14 protein-coding genes are annotated in these 16397 nt (G+C 43.0%); 13 read left to right on the top strand and 1 reads right to left on the bottom strand.

Annotated elements, in window-relative coordinates:
* Nucleotides 1–242: 242 nt before the first annotated feature.
* The 9 genes from Q7O90_RS03405 (at nt 243) to Q7O90_RS03445 (ending at nt 11552) form a co-directional block, all read left to right on the top strand.
* The gene (locus tag Q7O90_RS03405) at nt 243–1601 is read left to right on the top strand and encodes an MATE family efflux transporter (protein WP_304127506.1); all 1359 of its coding nucleotides are present in this window, start codon (nt 243–245) and stop codon (nt 1599–1601) included.
* A gap of 94 nt (nt 1602–1695) precedes the next feature.
* Nucleotides 1696–2292, top strand: coding sequence for a 5-formyltetrahydrofolate cyclo-ligase (locus Q7O90_RS03410; RefSeq protein WP_304127509.1), 597 nt, complete (start codon nt 1696–1698; stop codon nt 2290–2292).
* A 67-nt stretch (nt 2293–2359) separates the two neighbouring features.
* Nucleotides 2360–3436, top strand: a complete 1077-nt coding sequence (gene trpS, locus Q7O90_RS03415; RefSeq protein WP_304127512.1) for a tryptophan--tRNA ligase — start codon at nt 2360–2362, stop codon at nt 3434–3436.
* 303 nt (nt 3437–3739) lie between these two features.
* On the top strand, nt 3740–4576 hold the full coding sequence (locus Q7O90_RS03420; RefSeq protein WP_106057822.1) for a 4Fe-4S binding protein: 837 nt from the start codon (nt 3740–3742) through the stop codon (nt 4574–4576).
* A 239-nt stretch (nt 4577–4815) separates the two neighbouring features.
* Nucleotides 4816–6201, top strand: coding sequence for a 2-isopropylmalate synthase (locus tag Q7O90_RS03425; protein WP_304127514.1), 1386 nt, complete (start codon nt 4816–4818; stop codon nt 6199–6201).
* A gap of 10 nt (nt 6202–6211) precedes the next feature.
* Nucleotides 6212–8134 (top strand): aconitate hydratase, encoded by a 1923-nt coding sequence (locus Q7O90_RS03430; RefSeq protein WP_304127517.1) that lies wholly within the window; start codon nt 6212–6214, stop codon nt 8132–8134.
* Between the two features lie 152 nt (nt 8135–8286).
* Nucleotides 8287–9492, top strand: coding sequence for an isocitrate/isopropylmalate family dehydrogenase (locus tag Q7O90_RS03435; protein ID WP_304127519.1), 1206 nt, complete (start codon nt 8287–8289; stop codon nt 9490–9492).
* Complete coding sequence (locus tag Q7O90_RS03440) at nt 9492–10433, top strand: AEC family transporter (protein ID WP_304127522.1); 942 nt, start codon at nt 9492–9494, stop codon at nt 10431–10433. The genes Q7O90_RS03435 and Q7O90_RS03440 overlap by 1 nt, the downstream gene beginning before the upstream one ends.
* Before the next feature lie 342 nt (nt 10434–10775).
* On the top strand, nt 10776–11552 hold the full coding sequence (locus tag Q7O90_RS03445) for a basic amino acid ABC transporter substrate-binding protein (RefSeq protein ID WP_304127524.1): 777 nt from the start codon (nt 10776–10778) through the stop codon (nt 11550–11552).
* 122 nt (nt 11553–11674) lie between these two features.
* Here Q7O90_RS03445 and Q7O90_RS03450 read toward each other — a convergent pair whose 3' ends face one another.
* Nucleotides 11675–12943 (bottom strand): SLC13 family permease, encoded by a 1269-nt coding sequence (locus tag Q7O90_RS03450; protein ID WP_304127526.1) that lies wholly within the window; start codon nt 12941–12943, stop codon nt 11675–11677.
* 214 nt (nt 12944–13157) lie between these two features.
* On the opposite strand from Q7O90_RS03450, the gene Q7O90_RS03455 reads away from it, so the two are divergent.
* From Q7O90_RS03455 to Q7O90_RS03470, 4 genes are all read left to right on the top strand, one after another.
* Nucleotides 13158–13454 carry a TIGR04197 family type VII secretion effector gene (locus tag Q7O90_RS03455; protein WP_304127529.1) on the top strand — a complete coding sequence of 99 codons (297 nt, stop codon included), beginning with the start codon at nt 13158–13160 and terminating at the stop codon, nt 13452–13454.
* Between the two features lies 1 nt (nt 13455).
* On the top strand, nt 13456–13824 hold the full coding sequence (locus Q7O90_RS03460; protein WP_304127532.1) for a hypothetical protein: 369 nt from the start codon (nt 13456–13458) through the stop codon (nt 13822–13824).
* Nucleotides 13825–13916: 92 nt separating this feature from the next.
* Nucleotides 13917–15716 (top strand): DUF3114 domain-containing protein, encoded by a 1800-nt coding sequence (locus Q7O90_RS03465; RefSeq protein ID WP_304127535.1) that lies wholly within the window; start codon nt 13917–13919, stop codon nt 15714–15716.
* On the top strand, nt 15713–16397 hold a 685-nt coding region (locus tag Q7O90_RS03470; RefSeq protein WP_304127538.1), incomplete at its 3' end, for a hypothetical protein. The genes Q7O90_RS03465 and Q7O90_RS03470, both read left to right, overlap by 4 nt.

Here is a 16397-nt window from a genome sequence, read left to right on the forward strand (position 1 = left end):
ACGGGCTGTAACATCCTTAATAATAAATATACTGCAATGGAGAAAGCGTGGCTGATGCTACGTTTTTTCTTTTGCGGCAATATGATAGACGAAGCAGTAATTTTAAAGACTAAACAAGTCTAATGTACTATTTTGCGTTTCTGCACTAGAATGTTTTGCTCTCAAAATGGTATAATGAATCGTAGATTGAATGGATACCCGTTCAGTCGTTTTTATTTATTGGGATAAGAAAAGGGGGGACAATGAGCACAGCTGCTGAGATAAAAGAGAATAAGCTAGGTACAGCGCCGATACCGTCATTGATTATAAAATTGTCGGTTCCGCTCATGGTTTCTATGTTTGTACTATCGCTCTATAACATAGTGGATAGTATATTTGTCGCTCAGATTAATGAGAATGCTCTTACAGCCATCTCCCTATGCTTTCCAATTCAATCCATGATGATTGCCTTCGGAGTAGGTACGGCTGTAGGTATGAGTGCTCTGATGTCAAGGTACCTCGGAGCAAAGGAGTTCGATAAGGTGAATGCTACGGCACAAAATGGAATATTCCTGAGTTTCGTAACATATGCGCTGTTCGTCGTAATAGGGCTTTTCGCAAGACCTTTTATAGATATGCAGACAAGTGATCCTGAGATAATCGAGTACGGCGTAACGTATCTCAGAATAGTATGCTGGCTATCGGTCATGGTGTTCCTGCAGGTTACAATCGAAAGGTTGCTGCAGAGTACAGGCAGGACCATATATATATTTATCACACAGAGCACCGGCGCTATTATCAATATCATCATGGATCCGATTCTTATCTTTGGATGGTTTGGCGCACCTAAGATGGGAATCGCCGGCGCTGCATATGCCACCGTTTTTGGACAGACCGTTGGTGCGCTGTTAGGGCTTTATTTCAATATTAAGAAGAATAGAGAGGTCAAGCTGACCTTTAAGGGTTTCAGACCTAGCTGGAATACAATAAGAGAAATATATGAAATCGGTGTCCCATCAATCATCATGCAGTCTGTAGGATCATTAATGGTGTTCGGCCTCAACCAGATACTCGTAAAATTTACAACCACTGCGGTTGCTGCATTTGGAGCGTTCTTCAAGCTTCAGAGCTTCATCTTTATGCCAGTGTTCGGCATGAATAATGGCATAGTTCCGATTATCGCATACAACTATGGATCACGGAACAGGAAGAGATTAGAAGAGACTATGAAGCTGTCGGTAATCTACGGTATAGCTATGATGACCATTGGAATGTTTGTCTTCTGGGCAATCCCGCATGTGCTGCTCGGCTTCTTCGCAGCATCCCCAGAGCTGATGAGGATTGGAACTGTTGAGCTTAGAGTTATCTCGCTGGTATTTCCATTTGCAGGATACTCAATCATGCGAGGTGGAGTATTCCAGGCACTTGGCAAGAGCGTGTACAGCATGTACGTATCAATAGTGAGACAGCTAATCGTGCTACTGCCAGCGGCATATTTCCTGTCTAAGCTCGGTAACGTTGACTACGTGTGGTTCTCGTTTGTATTTGCAGAATTCTTTGGACTTAGCATGTCAATCATATATACTAGAAAGATAAAGAAGGATATAATAAGTCAGCTATAGGCGTATTTTGCATCTATCAAATGACCATATATATCTGTAACATATATATCCGTAAGAATTACGAAGTGCAGTAGCTGCACGATAAGGAGCGAATGTGGAAACTCATAGAGCACAAAACATACATGAGAATAAGAAGGCGCTTCGCGCAAGATGTAGAGAAATCGTAAAGGAGCTCTCACCTGAATATATCGAAGAAGCGAGCCGTAAAATTACTGATCTATTACTGGCAACTGATGCGTATAAGAATTCGAATACGATTTTTTGCTACATGTCGATGGGCGGCGAGCCAGTGACGGATGAGATTATAGAGCAAGCTCTCGAGGATGGAAAGCGCGTTGGGATTCCGCTCTGCGTTGGACCACATGAGATGGTAGTCAAGGAATATAAGAGCAGTGATGAGCTAGCGAGAGGTGCGTTCGGGATCAGAGAGCCACTTGCTGAAGCTACTGAAATTACTGCAGATGAGTTTGATCTAGCAATAGTCCCTTGCGTGGCATGCTCGAAGGACGGACGAAGAATCGGGCATGGCGCTGGTTACTATGATAGATTTCTCAGCGTATCGGGATTTAACAAGATTGCGCTCTGCTTTGAGAAGCTACTTACAGACGATATTCCGCTAGAAGATACAGATGTGTATATGGATGGGGTTGCGACTGAGGATGCCATCTATGGTAGGCGATGGCGCGGCTAAACTCGAGACAAATTAATTAAAAGCAAGTTACACCATAGACATGAATATAGATATAAGGGGAAAAAATATGAACAAAAATAAAGTTGTACTAACCGGAGATAGACCGACCGGCAGACTGCATATAGGACACTATGTGGGATCACTTAGACAGAGACTTATCCTGCAGGAGGATTCGAGCATCGATAAGATGTTCGTTATGATTGCAGATGCGCAGGCGCTTACTGATAATGCAGATAATCCAGGAAAGGTGCGCGAGAGCGTGCTTCAGGTTGCGATGGATTACCTAGCAATCGGCATAGATCCAGAGCGCACCACCATCTTTATCCAGTCACAGATTCCAGCGCTTCACGAGATGACTATGTATTACATGAATCTCGTTACTGTAGCTAGAGTTCAGCGTAATCCTACAGTCAAGAATGAGATTAAGATGCGTGGATTTGAGGCAAATCTGCCAGTAGGATTCTTTACATATCCTATCAGCCAGGCATCCGACATAACTGCATTTATGGGCACCATCGTACCAGTTGGCGAGGACCAAGAGCCAATGATCGAGCAGTGCCGCGAGATAGTGCGTAAATTCAATGCTACTTACGGTGAAGTTCTGGTTGAGCCAGAGATTTACCTGCCTGATAACAAGGCGTGCCTCAGACTTCCAGGAACTGATGGCCAAGCTAAGATGAGCAAGTCGCTTGGCAATACCATCTATCTATCGGATAGCGAGCAGGAACTCAAGACTAAGGTTATGAGCATGTACACTGACCCTAACCACATCAAGGTTGAGGACCCTGGTCAGGTTGAGGGTAACACTGTGTTTACATATCTAGATGCGTTTGTACAGCCTGACTCGTTCGAGAAGTATCTACCTGAATATAAGGATTTAGATGAGCTCAAGGATCACTACAGAAGAGGAGGTCTCGGCGATGTTAAGGTTAAGAAGTTCCTTCTCAAGGTGCTAAATGAGTTCCTAGAGCCAATCAGAGAGAGACGCGCTTATTATGAGGAGCACCCAGAGGTTGTTGTCGAGATGCTTCGTAAGGGTACAGAACTAGCTAATTCTGAAGCAGAAAAGACTCTTGATAAGATGAAGAAAGCGATGCAGATCGATTACTTCAATCAGTGGAACGAAGATTACAATCTAAAGTAGGCGAAGCTTACTAGTGAAAGCCTGAAACCAGCCTCTTAGACAAGGTTAAGCATTTGCCTTGGAATCATATATTTCGAGGCTGAAGAATTAAAAATCAGTTTCCAGAGGAATTGGGAAAAATGTATGTGGCAGATTCGATAATTCGGGTCTGTCACTTTTATTTCCTACACTTCTTCATTTTATCTTCACAAAAATGCACATTACCGAGACACATTATTTTCTATTGCATGGTAAAATCTATGTAATGTTATGAAGGGATGTTCTCGAAGTGCTGCGAGCACTGCAAATGTGTGAGATTCAAAGATGATTAAGAACGTTGTAGGCATGTATTTTAGCCCATCGGGCGCGACAGCCAAGATAACCAAGAAGATTACAATTGAATTAACTGATAACATGCGTGATAGCTGCTTAGATGACCTCAGCTATTCTTTTTACGATATGCTGTGCTTAAGTGAGCGCCACGGCATCAATACATCTATTGACTGTACTGACGAAACTATCGTCGTGATGGGACTTCCTGTCATGTCTGGACGCATCCCAGAGATTTGTAAGGAGATGCTGTCTAAGGTAAATGGTAACGGAGCGTACCTGATTGCACTTGTGTCTTATGGAAATAACAGCTACGGTGATGCGCTATATGAGCTGTATACGTATGCGAACGAGAGAGGCTTTAACGTGATAAGTGCAGCAGCATTTATCGCACAGCACTCGATGTTCCCTAAGGTTGCAGAGAGTAGACCAGATGCGAACGATATCAAGAAGATGATTGAGTTCAGCAGGATCAGTGCTAAGAAGCTGAAGCGCTTCGTGTGCACAGATATCTCGTCTATGAGAGGAAGACTCGCACCGCTCATGATTCCTGGCTCTATTCCAAAGCGCAAGCCTATGAAATTACCGATTCACCCTACAGCGAATTCTCTATGCATAAGCTGCGGAAAGTGCAAGGAAGTATGCCCAGTTGGGGCAATAAGCACTGATGATCTCAGAAAGTCCGATCCAAAGGAATGCATCTCGTGCACATCTTGCATAAAGGCGTGTCCTCAAGATGCGCGCGGGTTCTACGGTTCGCTCGCTAGGGCGACGAGGATTGCGAGAGAAAAGCTTCATTTTAAGAGAAAAGACCCTGAGTGGTTTATATAGACGGAAGAGAGACCGAGGTCATGATGATATGTACCCTCATTACTGGACACCCAGTAATGAGGGTATTTTATATGGAAATTTTGTCATAGTTGGTGTGATTACTTGACATAGCAAATATTGCATATTAATATACATGTATACAATCTAGCGCGGCGGTATAAAACATTATAACGAAGCTCGTAGATTAGCGGAGGCTAGACTTAAGGGGACGGGGAACTAAAATTTGCGAGGTATAACAGATGAGTGACATCAAGATCAATAAGAAATCAAACCTACTAGAACAGGATCCTTACAATTACCAACTTCAAGATGTTGAAGAACCTAACTTGATGCGTGAGTTTTTCGAGTACACCGAGATACCAAAGGTTTCCTTTAACTTTAGAAGAAATCCTCTCGGAATGCCTAAGGAGATATGGATTACCGATACGACATTCCGTGACGGGCAGCAATCTCGCGAACCATATACTGTTGAGCAGATTGTAGATATATATGAGATGATGTCGAGGCTATCAGGGCCTAACGGCAAGATTAGGCAGACGGAGTTTTTCGTATATAGTGATAGAGATAGGCGAGCTATCGAGAAGTGCAGAGAGCTGGGTCTTGAATTTCCAGAGATTACGACATGGATTAGAGCTAAGAAAGAAGATTTTAAGCTCGTGCACGACATCGGTGTTAAGGAGACTGGTATACTCGTAAGCTGTTCAGATTACCATATATTTACGAAGCTCGGTATGAATAGAAGGCAGGCGATGGAGCACTACCTATCGGTCATTTCCGATGCGTTTGAAGCTGGGGTTATGCCAAGGTGTCACCTTGAGGACATTACGAGGGCTGACTTCTATGGTTTTGTAGTCCCTTTTGTAAAGGCTATTCAGGACCTTGCAGAGCAGGCTAATATGCCTGTTAGAATTCGTGCATGTGATACGCTTGGATACGGAATTCCTTATGGAGGAGTTGCGATGCCTAGGTCAGTTTCTGGGATAATCTATGGACTTCAACATTACGCAGGGGTACCGAGTGAGATGATCGAATGGCATGGGCATAACGATTTCTATAAGGCTGTTACTAATGCGGCGACTGCGTGGCTGTACGGAGCAGCGGCGGTAAATACTACGCTATTTGGCATAGGAGAGAGGACTGGAAATGTTCCTCTTGAGGCGATGGTCTTCGAGTATGCGCAGCTACGTGGCACACTGGACGGGATGGATACGACGGTTATCACTGAACTTGCCGAGTATTATGAGAAGAAAATCGGGTATCATCTACCTGAGCAAACCCCTTTCGTCGGCAAGAATTTCAATGTTACCAAAGCTGGAATTCACGCGGATGGGCTGCTTAAGAATGAGGAAATTTACAATATATTTGACACTAAGAAATTCCTCAATAGACCACCTCTCGTTTCAATCAACCAGAACAGCGGTGTGGCTGGAGTAGCTGTATGGCTCAATGAGAAATATCATCTAGAGGGCGATCGTAAGGTAGATAAGCACAGTGAAGTGGTTCGCTATATCAAGAGCTGGATTGATAATCAATATGATAACGGCAGGGTATCTGTTATCGGAGCAGATGAGATTGATGCGCTTGTAAATAAATTCGTAACTGGAGAGTCTGAAGGAAGCTGGTAGGGGGCATAAAATGGGATATACAATAGCTGAGAAAATTATTAAAGCTCACTTGGTTAGTGGTGAGATGAAGGTGGGCGAGGAGATCGGGCTCAGGATTGACCAGACTCTGACACAGGACGCGACTGGAACAATGGCATATCTGGAGTTTGAGGCGATGGGAATTCCGCAGGTCAAGACTGAGCGTTCCGTAGCATATATAGATCACAACACTCTGCAGTCTGGATTTGAGAATGCAGATGATCATAAATATATTCAGACCGTGGCTGCAAAGCACGGTGTGTATTTCTCGAGACCTGGCAACGGCATCTGCCACCAGGTTCATTATGAGAGATTTGGCATTCCGGGTAAGACCCTGATTGGGTCTGATTCGCACACGCCAACTGGCAGTGGGCTCGGAATGCTGGCAATGGGCGCTGGTGGCATGGATGTTGCCGTTGCCATGGGTGGCGGAGCTTACCACATCCCTATGCCTAGGATGATTTTCGTGGAACTAATCGGAGAGCTCCGCCCTAATGTTAGCGCCAAAGATATCATCTTGGAGGTTCTGCGCATGCTGTCTGTCAAGGGAGGCGTTGGCGCTATTGTCGAATACGGTGGCGAGGGTGTAGCGACGCTCAGCGTTCCTGAGCGTGCGACTATTACTAACATGGGCGCTGAGCTAGGAGCTACTACCTCGATTTTTCCTTCCGACGAGGTGACCAGGCAGTTCATGGCAGCTCAGGACAGGGAGGCTGACTGGTCTCCTCTAGCAAGCGATTCAGATGCTGAATATGCTGAGCGTTACTCGATAAATCTGAGCGAACTCGAGCCTCTAGCTGCTTGTCCAAATAGTCCTGACAATGTAAAGCCTGTGAGAGAGCTCGCAGGAATAAAGGTTGATCAGGTGGCGATTGGTTCATGTACAAACTCATCATTTGCAGACATGACCAAGACTGCATCAGTTTTAAAGGGACATAAGATTGCAGACAGTGTGAGTCTTGGAATATCGCCAGGTTCGAGGCAGGTGTTCTCAATGATGGCAGAGAGCGGGGCACTCACAGATATGATAGACGCGGGTGCTAGAATACTGGAGTGCGCATGTGGTCCATGTATAGGAATGGGATTCTCGCCGAACTCAAAGGGTGTGAGCCTAAGAACATTTAACAGAAACTTCCTCGGTCGTTCGGGAACTAAGGACGGACAGGTGTATCTAGTAAGTCCTGAGACAGCTGCAGCGTCAGCGCTCACAGGCTTTATCACAGATCCAACGACACTTCCTCCAATCGCACAGCCGCAGCAGCCAGATAGATTCCGCATCAATGATGACGGAATCATCGCACCACTGCCAGCAGCAGAAGCCGAGGCGGCAGAGGTGCTACGCGGCCCTAACATCAAACCATTCCCAGAGACAAGTCCGCTGGATGACCATATAGAGGCCGCGGTCATTCTCAAGGTAGGTGATAATATCACCACTGATCACATCATGCCAGCAGGATCGAAAGTATTGCCATATAGATCGAACGTGCCTAAAATATCTGAATTCTGCTTTAGCGTAGTGGATGAGACATTTGCAGCTAGAGCCAAGGAGGCTGGTAAGGGATTCATAGTTGGCGGCTCTAATTATGGGCAGGGGTCATCTAGAGAGCATGCTGCGCTTGCACCGCTCTACCTCGGAATAAAGGCGGTTATAGCGAAGAGCTTTGCCAGAATTCATGCGGCAAATCTTGTGAATGCGGGAATCCTGCCGCTAATCTTCGAGAATCCAGATGACTATGATGAGATAGAACAGGGGGATGTGCTCAGACTAGATGGAGTGAGAGCAGCTCTAGAAGATGACAGAATAATTCTGCATGCTGGAGATAAGAATATTCCGCTCCGCATGGAACTTGCAGAGAGACAGAAAGAAGTGCTCTTGGCAGGAGGACTTCTTGACTATGCGGCACTTGGTAACTAGATGAAGCAGTGAAGGGTACACACCTCAAAGCTAGTTAAGATTAGAAAATCGTGCTATTAATATCATAAATAGTGATTTTATAATTTCGGGTAATATTATTGAGACTGTGCTATCAGACTTGAATCGTACAGTTTGAAATTGGAGACAAGGAAATGGATAAAAAGATATATAGCTCAGAAATAGAGTGGGATATCAGGAGTGCTGTAGAGAATTTTGAAATCGTGCTGCGTGAGCAGGTGGCAAGGAATCAGCGCATGAGAGCTGAGAGAGAGGAGAAAGGTGCAGCTAACAAAATTGGTAATCTAGCTCCTAACTCGAATAGAGACAAGGTAATAATCGGAACCGCTGCCGGCGACGGCATCGGCCCGATTATCATGGCCGAAGCGGAGAGAGTGCTGGAAGCAGTCCTCCGGGACAGACTTGCAAGCGGCTCCCTAGTCCTAAAGCCAATCGAAGGCTTCACCCTCGAAAATCGCCTCGCCGCAGGCAAGACAGTCCCGGACTCCGTCATGGCAGCGATGAACGAATGTGATGTCCTGCTCAAAGGACCAACAACAACACCGAACGCTGCCATGAATACAGCCAATATCGAGAGTGCTAATGTCTACCTGCGCAAATCATTTGATCTATTTGCCAATGTCAGACCAGTTGCAATTCCAGAAGAAGGAATCGACTGGACATTCTTCCGTGAAAACACGGAAGGAGAATATGCATTAGGCAGCAAGGGCGAATATATCACGGGAGAGTTGGCAGTCGATTTTAAGGTGACGACAGACGAGGGCACAGAGAGAATCGCTCGCGCCGCATATGAATACGCGAGAGCTAACGGCAAGAAGCGAGTATCCATAGTGACTAAAGCCAATATCATGAAGAAGACTGATGGCAATTTCCTTAATATCTGCCGTGAGGTCGCTAAGGAATACCCAGAGATTGAGACGGATTCGTGGTTCATCGATATCATGGCTGCTAATCTAGTCAATAAGGAGATTAGAAACAACTTCCAAGTTTTTGTACTTCCTAACCTGTATGGTGATATAATTACTGACGAGGCAGCTCAGATTCAGGGCGGAGTCGGAACGGCTGGAAGTGCGAATATCGGCAGGAATTACGCGATATTTGAAGCAATTCACGGCAGTGCTCCACGCATGATTGAAGAAGGGCTGGGCGAATATGCCAATCCGTCAAGTCTTCTGAAGGCAGCGGTGATGATGCTCTCACATGTGGACTATAGAGATGAATCGAAGCGGCTTGAAGATGCACTAGAAGCAGCTGATAAGGAGCTTGGACCACGAATGACGGGAATGGCAGGCGGTGCAACATGCCGCGAATACGCAGAATTAGTCATGTCGAGGTTATAATGATACAGAATTTCTGGATTTGCATAAATGCGGTAGTACCGCTGATGATATATCTGATAATCGGGATGCTCGTAAAGCGAGTAGGCCTTATAAATGATGACGAGGTGCACAGATTCAATCGCCTCGTCTTTATTGTGCTCTTCCCACCGATGATGTTCGAGAACCTCTACGGGGCGAAGTTAAGCACAGCTTTGAGCCCAAGACTTATAGTATTTGCACTTGTATTTCTTTTATCCTACATAGCGCTTAGCATACCAGTGGTTCAAAAGCTGGAGAAGAAACCAGAGACACGTGGAGCGATGATACAGGCGATGTATAGAAGCAACTTCGTACTTATGGGGCTTCCAATCGCAATTAATATATGCGGTGCAGGAAATGTATCCAAGACAGCTATACTCGTCACTATAATCGTACCGACGTACAACGTGTTAGCTGTCATAATATTGGAGTATTACCGTGGTGGTCGTGCTAGCATCTCTAAAATGCTCCGCAAGATCGTCACTAACCCGATAATTCTCGGTGCCGTGGCAGCAGGCATAGTGATATCCCTCAATATAGCAGTGCCGAAATCGATAGGCAGGGTTGTCTATTCTCTATCTGAATGCACGACTCCGATGGCGATGATACTGCTCGGTGCTTCATTTAATATCAAAAGTGTGAAGTCTGGCAGGCGGAACCTAAGTATATCAATAATTGCCAAGCTAATAGTACTCCCTGCAATTGGACTACCTATAGCGATGCTGCTCGGCTTCAGAGGTGTAGAGTTCGTATCGCTAATAGTTATGATGGCGGCACCTTGCTCAGTGTCATCATATACAATGGCAGAGTCTATGGGAAGCGATGGAGAGCTTGCAGGTAATGCAGTAATATTCACGACAGGGATTTCCATAATAACTATATTTGGCTGGCTATTTCTGTTCAAGAATATGGGAATGTTCTAAAATCAGGATACATAGGCAACAAGCAACATGCGGAGCCTATGTATTAATTTTACACATTATTGAATAAAAAAACGAAAATATGAAATAAAATTCAAAAAGACGTTGACAAAAGGAAGAAGAGCGAGTATATTCATACACAAGAACTACTAAAAATACACACATAAACAGCTTTATGCACATCCGAAAAACTGATGCAATTCTCGGTAGTCAGAAAGGGCGACGATAGTATCAGCACAAACACGGATAAGTACAAGCCATAAATATGTGGATGTCAAATTAAAAGTAGCGGAATTTAGAGAAAATATTTAGAGCGAACATTATTTTAAAGAAAGAGGCAGTAAAATGAAAAAGACTATCGGAAAGATTTTGGCACTCATGATGTGCCTAATTATGGCAGGAGCACTTTCTGCATGTGGTGGCAAGGACAAGGTGTACAAGGTTTCGACTGAACCGACCTACCCTCCATTTGATACGACAAATAAGGATGGAGACATTGTGGGATTTGATATGGATCTTATGAAGGCTATTGCGAAGGATCAAGGTTTCAAGGTCGAATTCGAATCACTTGAATTTGATGCACTCATCCCTGCGCTCAAGTCTGATAGCACGGATATCGTAATCGCTGGCATGAATGTGACGCCTGAGCGTGCTAAGAAGGTGGCTTTCTCAGACCCTTACTATAAGACAGGAATCGTTTTACTTGTAAAGAAAGACAATACAAGCATAACAGGTTGGGATAACTTCACATCGGGAAGCGGGCTCAAGGTAGCAGCGCAGACTGGTACTTCTCAGGCTGATATAGCAGAGCAGCTCAAGAAGGAAGGTAAAGTATCCAAAACAGTTATCCTAAACCAGAACACAACAGCGCTTCAGCAGCTTGGAAATGGTGATGTTGATGCAGTTCTTGTTGATAAGCCTGTTGCTGTAGATATTGTTGCTTCGCAGGGAGATAAGTACAAAATAGTAGGCGATATAAAGCCTGACAGCGTTGCTGATGTTGCGATTGCAGTTAAGAGCGACAACAAGGAGCTTCTTAAGAAAATTAACAAGGGACTAAAGCATCTTAAGGAAAACGGCACCTACGACAAACTCGCTAAGAAGTGGAAGATAGAGCAGTAAATAATATATAAACTAGATAAGCGAAAATATATAAGAATCGAATACAGTTATGAGGAAATAGGGAAACAAAAGAGGGGTTCACAAAATGAATCCCTCTTAGTTTATATTGATTTACAATTTCTCTAGCCGTATATGAACCATATGAATGCGTATCCGACTGTAGCTGCCGTCAGCGTAAACGGCACTCCGATTTTCATAAATTCCTTAAAGGTTACGATCTCTCCGTTCTTTCTTAAAATGCCTACCGCCGTTATATTCGCAGATGCCCCGACCGGAGTGAGGTTGCCGCCTAGCGTTGCTCCGCAGAGTAGACCGAGATATAGAAGAGTCGGATCGACACCAAGTGACGATGAAACACCTTGAAGCACAGGAAGCATAGTGGCAACGTACGGAATGTTGTCGACGAAAGCCGAAATCAGGATTGAACCCCATACTATAATCGTGTAGAGGAGGAACATGTTGCTTCCGCCGGTTCGCACTATGAGGTCAGACAAATCTTTGATAACGCCTACTTCAGTAAGACCTGCGATTACTATAAATAGTCCGAACAATAGGAGCAAAGTCTCGATGTCGGCATCCTTTAAGGCGGCAATCGTACGGTCTCCATCGCGCCTTCTCGCATAGTCAAAAATTATTGAAACGACCGCAAAGGTTATACATATAGCACCGTTAGTTATATCTGGTTTATTCGGGAAGAATGACACGAATATAAGAGTCGCTACTAGCCCTACCAGCATATATGTAGGCACTAGGTTTTTAACTTCTGTATATTCTTCAGCTGCAACAGGCTGTCTATACTTTCTAAATAGAATCATCATAACAGGCACTGTTGCGAGAGCACCGAGTTCTACGGCAAAGAAGATTCCTGGCTTGCCGTGGAATACGAAGAAGGATGAGAAATCCATCTTTGCATACGAAGCGAGCATCATCGAAGTGGTATCACCAACGAGTGTAGCTGCACCTTGGAGATTCGAGGAGACGGCAATCGACAGCGTCATCGGAACGGGGGATACATCGAGCTTGCGACAGATAGCTAGCCCGACAGGAGCTACCATGAGTACAGTCGCGACATTATCTACAAATGCAGAGATAAATCCAGAGAATAGCGACATGAAGATTATGACCATCAACATGTTTTTGGATCTATCTAGGAGTATGTCGGCAAGCTTGTTGGGCATCTTGGAGTCGATAAAGTAGTGCACAAGAATCATCGTGCCAGAAATCATCAGCAAGATATTCCAGTTCACAGACTGAATCGCTGTACTAGCGGACATAACACCAGCTATTAAGAAAACCGCTGCTGAAATAAGAGCGGCATGTACACGGAACTTCTGGAAGAAGATCATCACAACGTACATGAGTATAAACATCGTAATTACTAAAATTTTCATAGGTTGAATTCTACCACAAAAGAATATGAAATTGGTGACTGTGAATGAAAATTTATAAAGAATATGAAATGGGTGACTGTGAATGAAAATCTAAAATGAGTCTAAGAATAGTGCATTTGACTCAGATAATAGTGCAAATCTAGAGGTAATATAATTCGACAATTTATGGTAAAATAATTAAATAAAATAGAAAAAAAGAACAGGAAACCTCATAATGACAAAATCAATAAAAGTAAATAAGGACACCACATCTTCCATAGCAAGCGGCATTACTGGCGCATCTAGTGACATAAGACTTAGTCCATTGGCTTCTCAGGATGGTAGATCGACGATAACAGCAAATAAAAGCAGCAAAACAGCCTACGACAAGATAAGAAACGCTACTTCAAAGTTTGACGAGACAATAACTGTGGATGCACATAATATACGCAGCCTCGGTGTGAAGTTTGATGAATTTGACAGAGGCGTTAGCAATATGTTACATGTTCAATCCCAAAAGCTAGGAAGATAAGATGAAGAACCTTACAGAAGAGCAGATACGAGGCAAACTCAGAGAGTTTGAGGGAAAGCATGATGAACTTGAGTATCTGAAGCGCAAAGTAGGTAGTGAAATCGATGATGAACACTATTTTGCAAGTGGTAATGCGCAGCTAAATGAACAAGTCAGATATGAACTTTGCAGAAACGATGATAATGAACTAATCGGTATAATCGACAATACCTGCGATTCACTTGGTATAGTGAGTATGCAGAATTCTAGTGATTATGATGAAGTAAGAAATGAAGTGCAACGTCATCACGTAAGATTGTTCGATGAAGAAGATAGGCTATATCAGCGGCTTATAATTGCGAAAGAAGCAGAAAAGCAGGATAATAGATGATTCGAAAACCTCTATAAGACAGGTGCTAAATTTTTAAATTCAGCATTCTTAGAAGATATGGAAAGCAGAAATCTACGAAAGGAAGTAATAGTGTGAGTGCAAGTTTTTACTTAGACCCAGCAGAAATCAAAGCCCAGTGCAGAGAGGCCATAGATAACCTGCACGAGGTATCGTCAAAGACCATAAATGTAGAGCATAAACTAGATGAATTTATCAACAATAGTGAGCTTGAGAGCAAAGCCTTCGATGCCCTAAAGCAGCAGATTGCAGACTACAAGACAGTGCTACAAAGTATTAGGTCGCTAATTAAATACAATATAGGCGAATACAAAACCCTCATGAGCAGTGTCGGTGATAAAGTCCTAGATGGTGATAAAATCCTCAAAGGACAAGAGTATGCAAGAGGTAGAATTCGTGCATATGAGGATAGGGCAAAACGTTGCCGAGAAAATGCGGTTACATACGCCGCAATCGCAGTCTATGCAGAAAATCAAAGCACAAGAGCGTCGCTATACGATCACCTAGCAGATAACCATCGAAGGATGCTTGAAATCTGGGAAGAACAAGAGCAGGCATACTATGATATAGAGAATGCCACAAAGAACCTATTCAGTACCGGAGATAGCACAGCAGAACAGATAAACGCAGCCCTGTCGGATCTCGGCAAATCGTTTAGAGCGGGCGCATTTCATCCAAACCTAGAGGCTTCATGGCGAGCAAAGCTAAAGGAAGAGGTAAAGGAACTGGATGTTATAGTGCTCTATGGTATAAAGAGACCAATATCCATAAATGATGAAACATGGGAGAAATACCAGGGCGAGGTAACGACAAATGTACTTCTGCTAGAAAAACAGGGCTGGGCAGTCGATGGAATAAAGGCTTACGCCAAATATATTAACAAGAATATAGCAGGAAAGATTCCATCCGGTAATGTGCTTGTAGAGATAGATAAGTGCAATAAACAAACTCAACTAGTTGGTAGTGAAGTCTTTAAAAAGATGTGGTATGCATGGAAGGCGGAAGGATTATCTGCATCAGAAAGCAAGAAGAAGCTTAAGATGCTTATGAAAGTAACTGGCATGGACGGTATCGATGAGAATTCATCAGCTGACGATTTAAGACGTATTGCAAACAAAATTGATCCTAATCTTGAGCCCGACGATAAATTCTGGCGTAGCCTAGCAGGTACCGTAGAAACAGCATATTACTCACCACCTAAAACAAATTTTTATGGAGTTGCATTTGAAGTCGATAAGGCTGTTAAAGGCATATATTCACAAAATGAGATGACAGGAACGCTTGGAAAACGGGTACATTTATTCAGATATGTAATATCCTATCAACAGGCTGAATACATAAGAAATAAATATACTAATGGGACAGATGAAGAGAAACTAATAAGGTATCTGAAAGAAAAGGGACATGATGATTGGACAGTGGATGAATCTGTGAGACTTCATCTTAAGTCATATAACAATGGAGAGATATTCCCAGATGGACATAGCTATGCAAATGGAGGAGTGAATATCAAAGTCGTTACTAATGGTAAATTCCATTCAGAGTTTATAATTAATGGGGATGGTAAATTCCTTGCACTCTTGGACAAAGATGCTACACAGGATGCTAAAGTAAACTGCTCTAGCTTCAATTATGCAAGGCGAAATGATTATATACATCAAGTCTTGGATGTTAACCCTGCTGGTGAAAAATATAAATATGAACCAATGTTTAGACGTGAGTCTCTATATGAACATGATAAAAATGGTTGTAGAGTATATAGTTCGGATGGTTATGAGTTGAAATTTGAACCGCCAGCGATTAAAGATATGTCACAATATAAAGATGATATAAATGTGTGTCAGGAATATTTCAGAAAGAGGGTAAAGCTATGAAGAATATTTTTAGTAATAAGAAAGCAATTATTGTTCTTATTGCTTGTTCTTTAATTACAATAATTATAGCTATTATAATGAAAATAACGTTTTTTAAACCTAAACCAATTACTGAAATTAAGACTAACACCGTGTATATAGGCGGTTCTAGAAGTGAATATCCAGATAATGACCAATCAAGGTACTATATTGAGTTCAAAGATAATAAAACATTTATATTAATGTATGATGACACCAGAAGAAATGAGGAAAATTACGATGAGGATGGTGATGGAAGCAAACCGGGAATAAAAATATATTTTGGGAAATATGAAATAAGGAATGGCAACTATATGTTAAAAACAACTGATAGCGCAGGGGTGTGGTTTGAAAACACAATGGCCGTTGCAAAGAAAAAAATTAATCACTATAGTAACGGAGTATTTAAAGTGGAAAAATACATGTTAGAAGACCATGGGCGAAGTGCTGAAATAAATATTTTCCGAACAAAAAAAGGGCAATATGTTCTTGGATATTCAAATAATGAAGATGTATCTTATGATAAAAAAAGAAACTACTATTTACTATATAACAAATCAGATATCAAGAAACTTCCTAACTCCGTAGAAGAATTCCGCAAACAATTTAAGATGGACAAGAAAGCGGAGCAGGAGCGCCTAGCGGAAGAGGCGCGTCTAACGG

Origin of the sequence: Mogibacterium diversum (assembly GCF_938028775.1) — a bacterium.
Lineage (GTDB): Bacteria > Bacillota > Clostridia > Peptostreptococcales > Anaerovoracaceae > Mogibacterium > Mogibacterium diversum_A.

Bases quoted from the DNA above. Each gene is read 5' to 3' on its own strand.
- Q7O90_RS03435 (WP_304127519.1), top strand. From the start codon at position 8,287: ATGGATAAAAAGATATATAGCTCAGAAATAGAGTGGGATATCAGGAGT.
- Q7O90_RS03460 (WP_304127532.1), top strand. From the start codon at position 13,456: ATGAAGAACCTTACAGAAGAGCAGATACGAGGCAAACTCAGAGAGTTT.
- Q7O90_RS03405 (WP_304127506.1), top strand. From the start codon at position 243: ATGAGCACAGCTGCTGAGATAAAAGAGAATAAGCTAGGTACAGCGCCG.
- Q7O90_RS03430 (WP_304127517.1), top strand. From the start codon at position 6,212: ATGGGATATACAATAGCTGAGAAAATTATTAAAGCTCACTTGGTTAGT.
- Q7O90_RS03425 (WP_304127514.1), top strand. From the start codon at position 4,816: ATGAGTGACATCAAGATCAATAAGAAATCAAACCTACTAGAACAGGAT.
- Q7O90_RS03420 (WP_106057822.1), top strand. From the start codon at position 3,740: ATGATTAAGAACGTTGTAGGCATGTATTTTAGCCCATCGGGCGCGACA.
- Q7O90_RS03450 (WP_304127526.1), bottom strand. From the start codon at position 12,943: ATGAAAATTTTAGTAATTACGATGTTTATACTCATGTACGTTGTGATG.
- Q7O90_RS03440 (WP_304127522.1), top strand. From the start codon at position 9,492: ATGATACAGAATTTCTGGATTTGCATAAATGCGGTAGTACCGCTGATG.
- Q7O90_RS03445 (WP_304127524.1), top strand. From the start codon at position 10,776: ATGAAAAAGACTATCGGAAAGATTTTGGCACTCATGATGTGCCTAATT.
- trpS (WP_304127512.1), top strand. From the start codon at position 2,360: ATGAACAAAAATAAAGTTGTACTAACCGGAGATAGACCGACCGGCAGA.
- Q7O90_RS03455 (WP_304127529.1), top strand. From the start codon at position 13,158: ATGACAAAATCAATAAAAGTAAATAAGGACACCACATCTTCCATAGCA.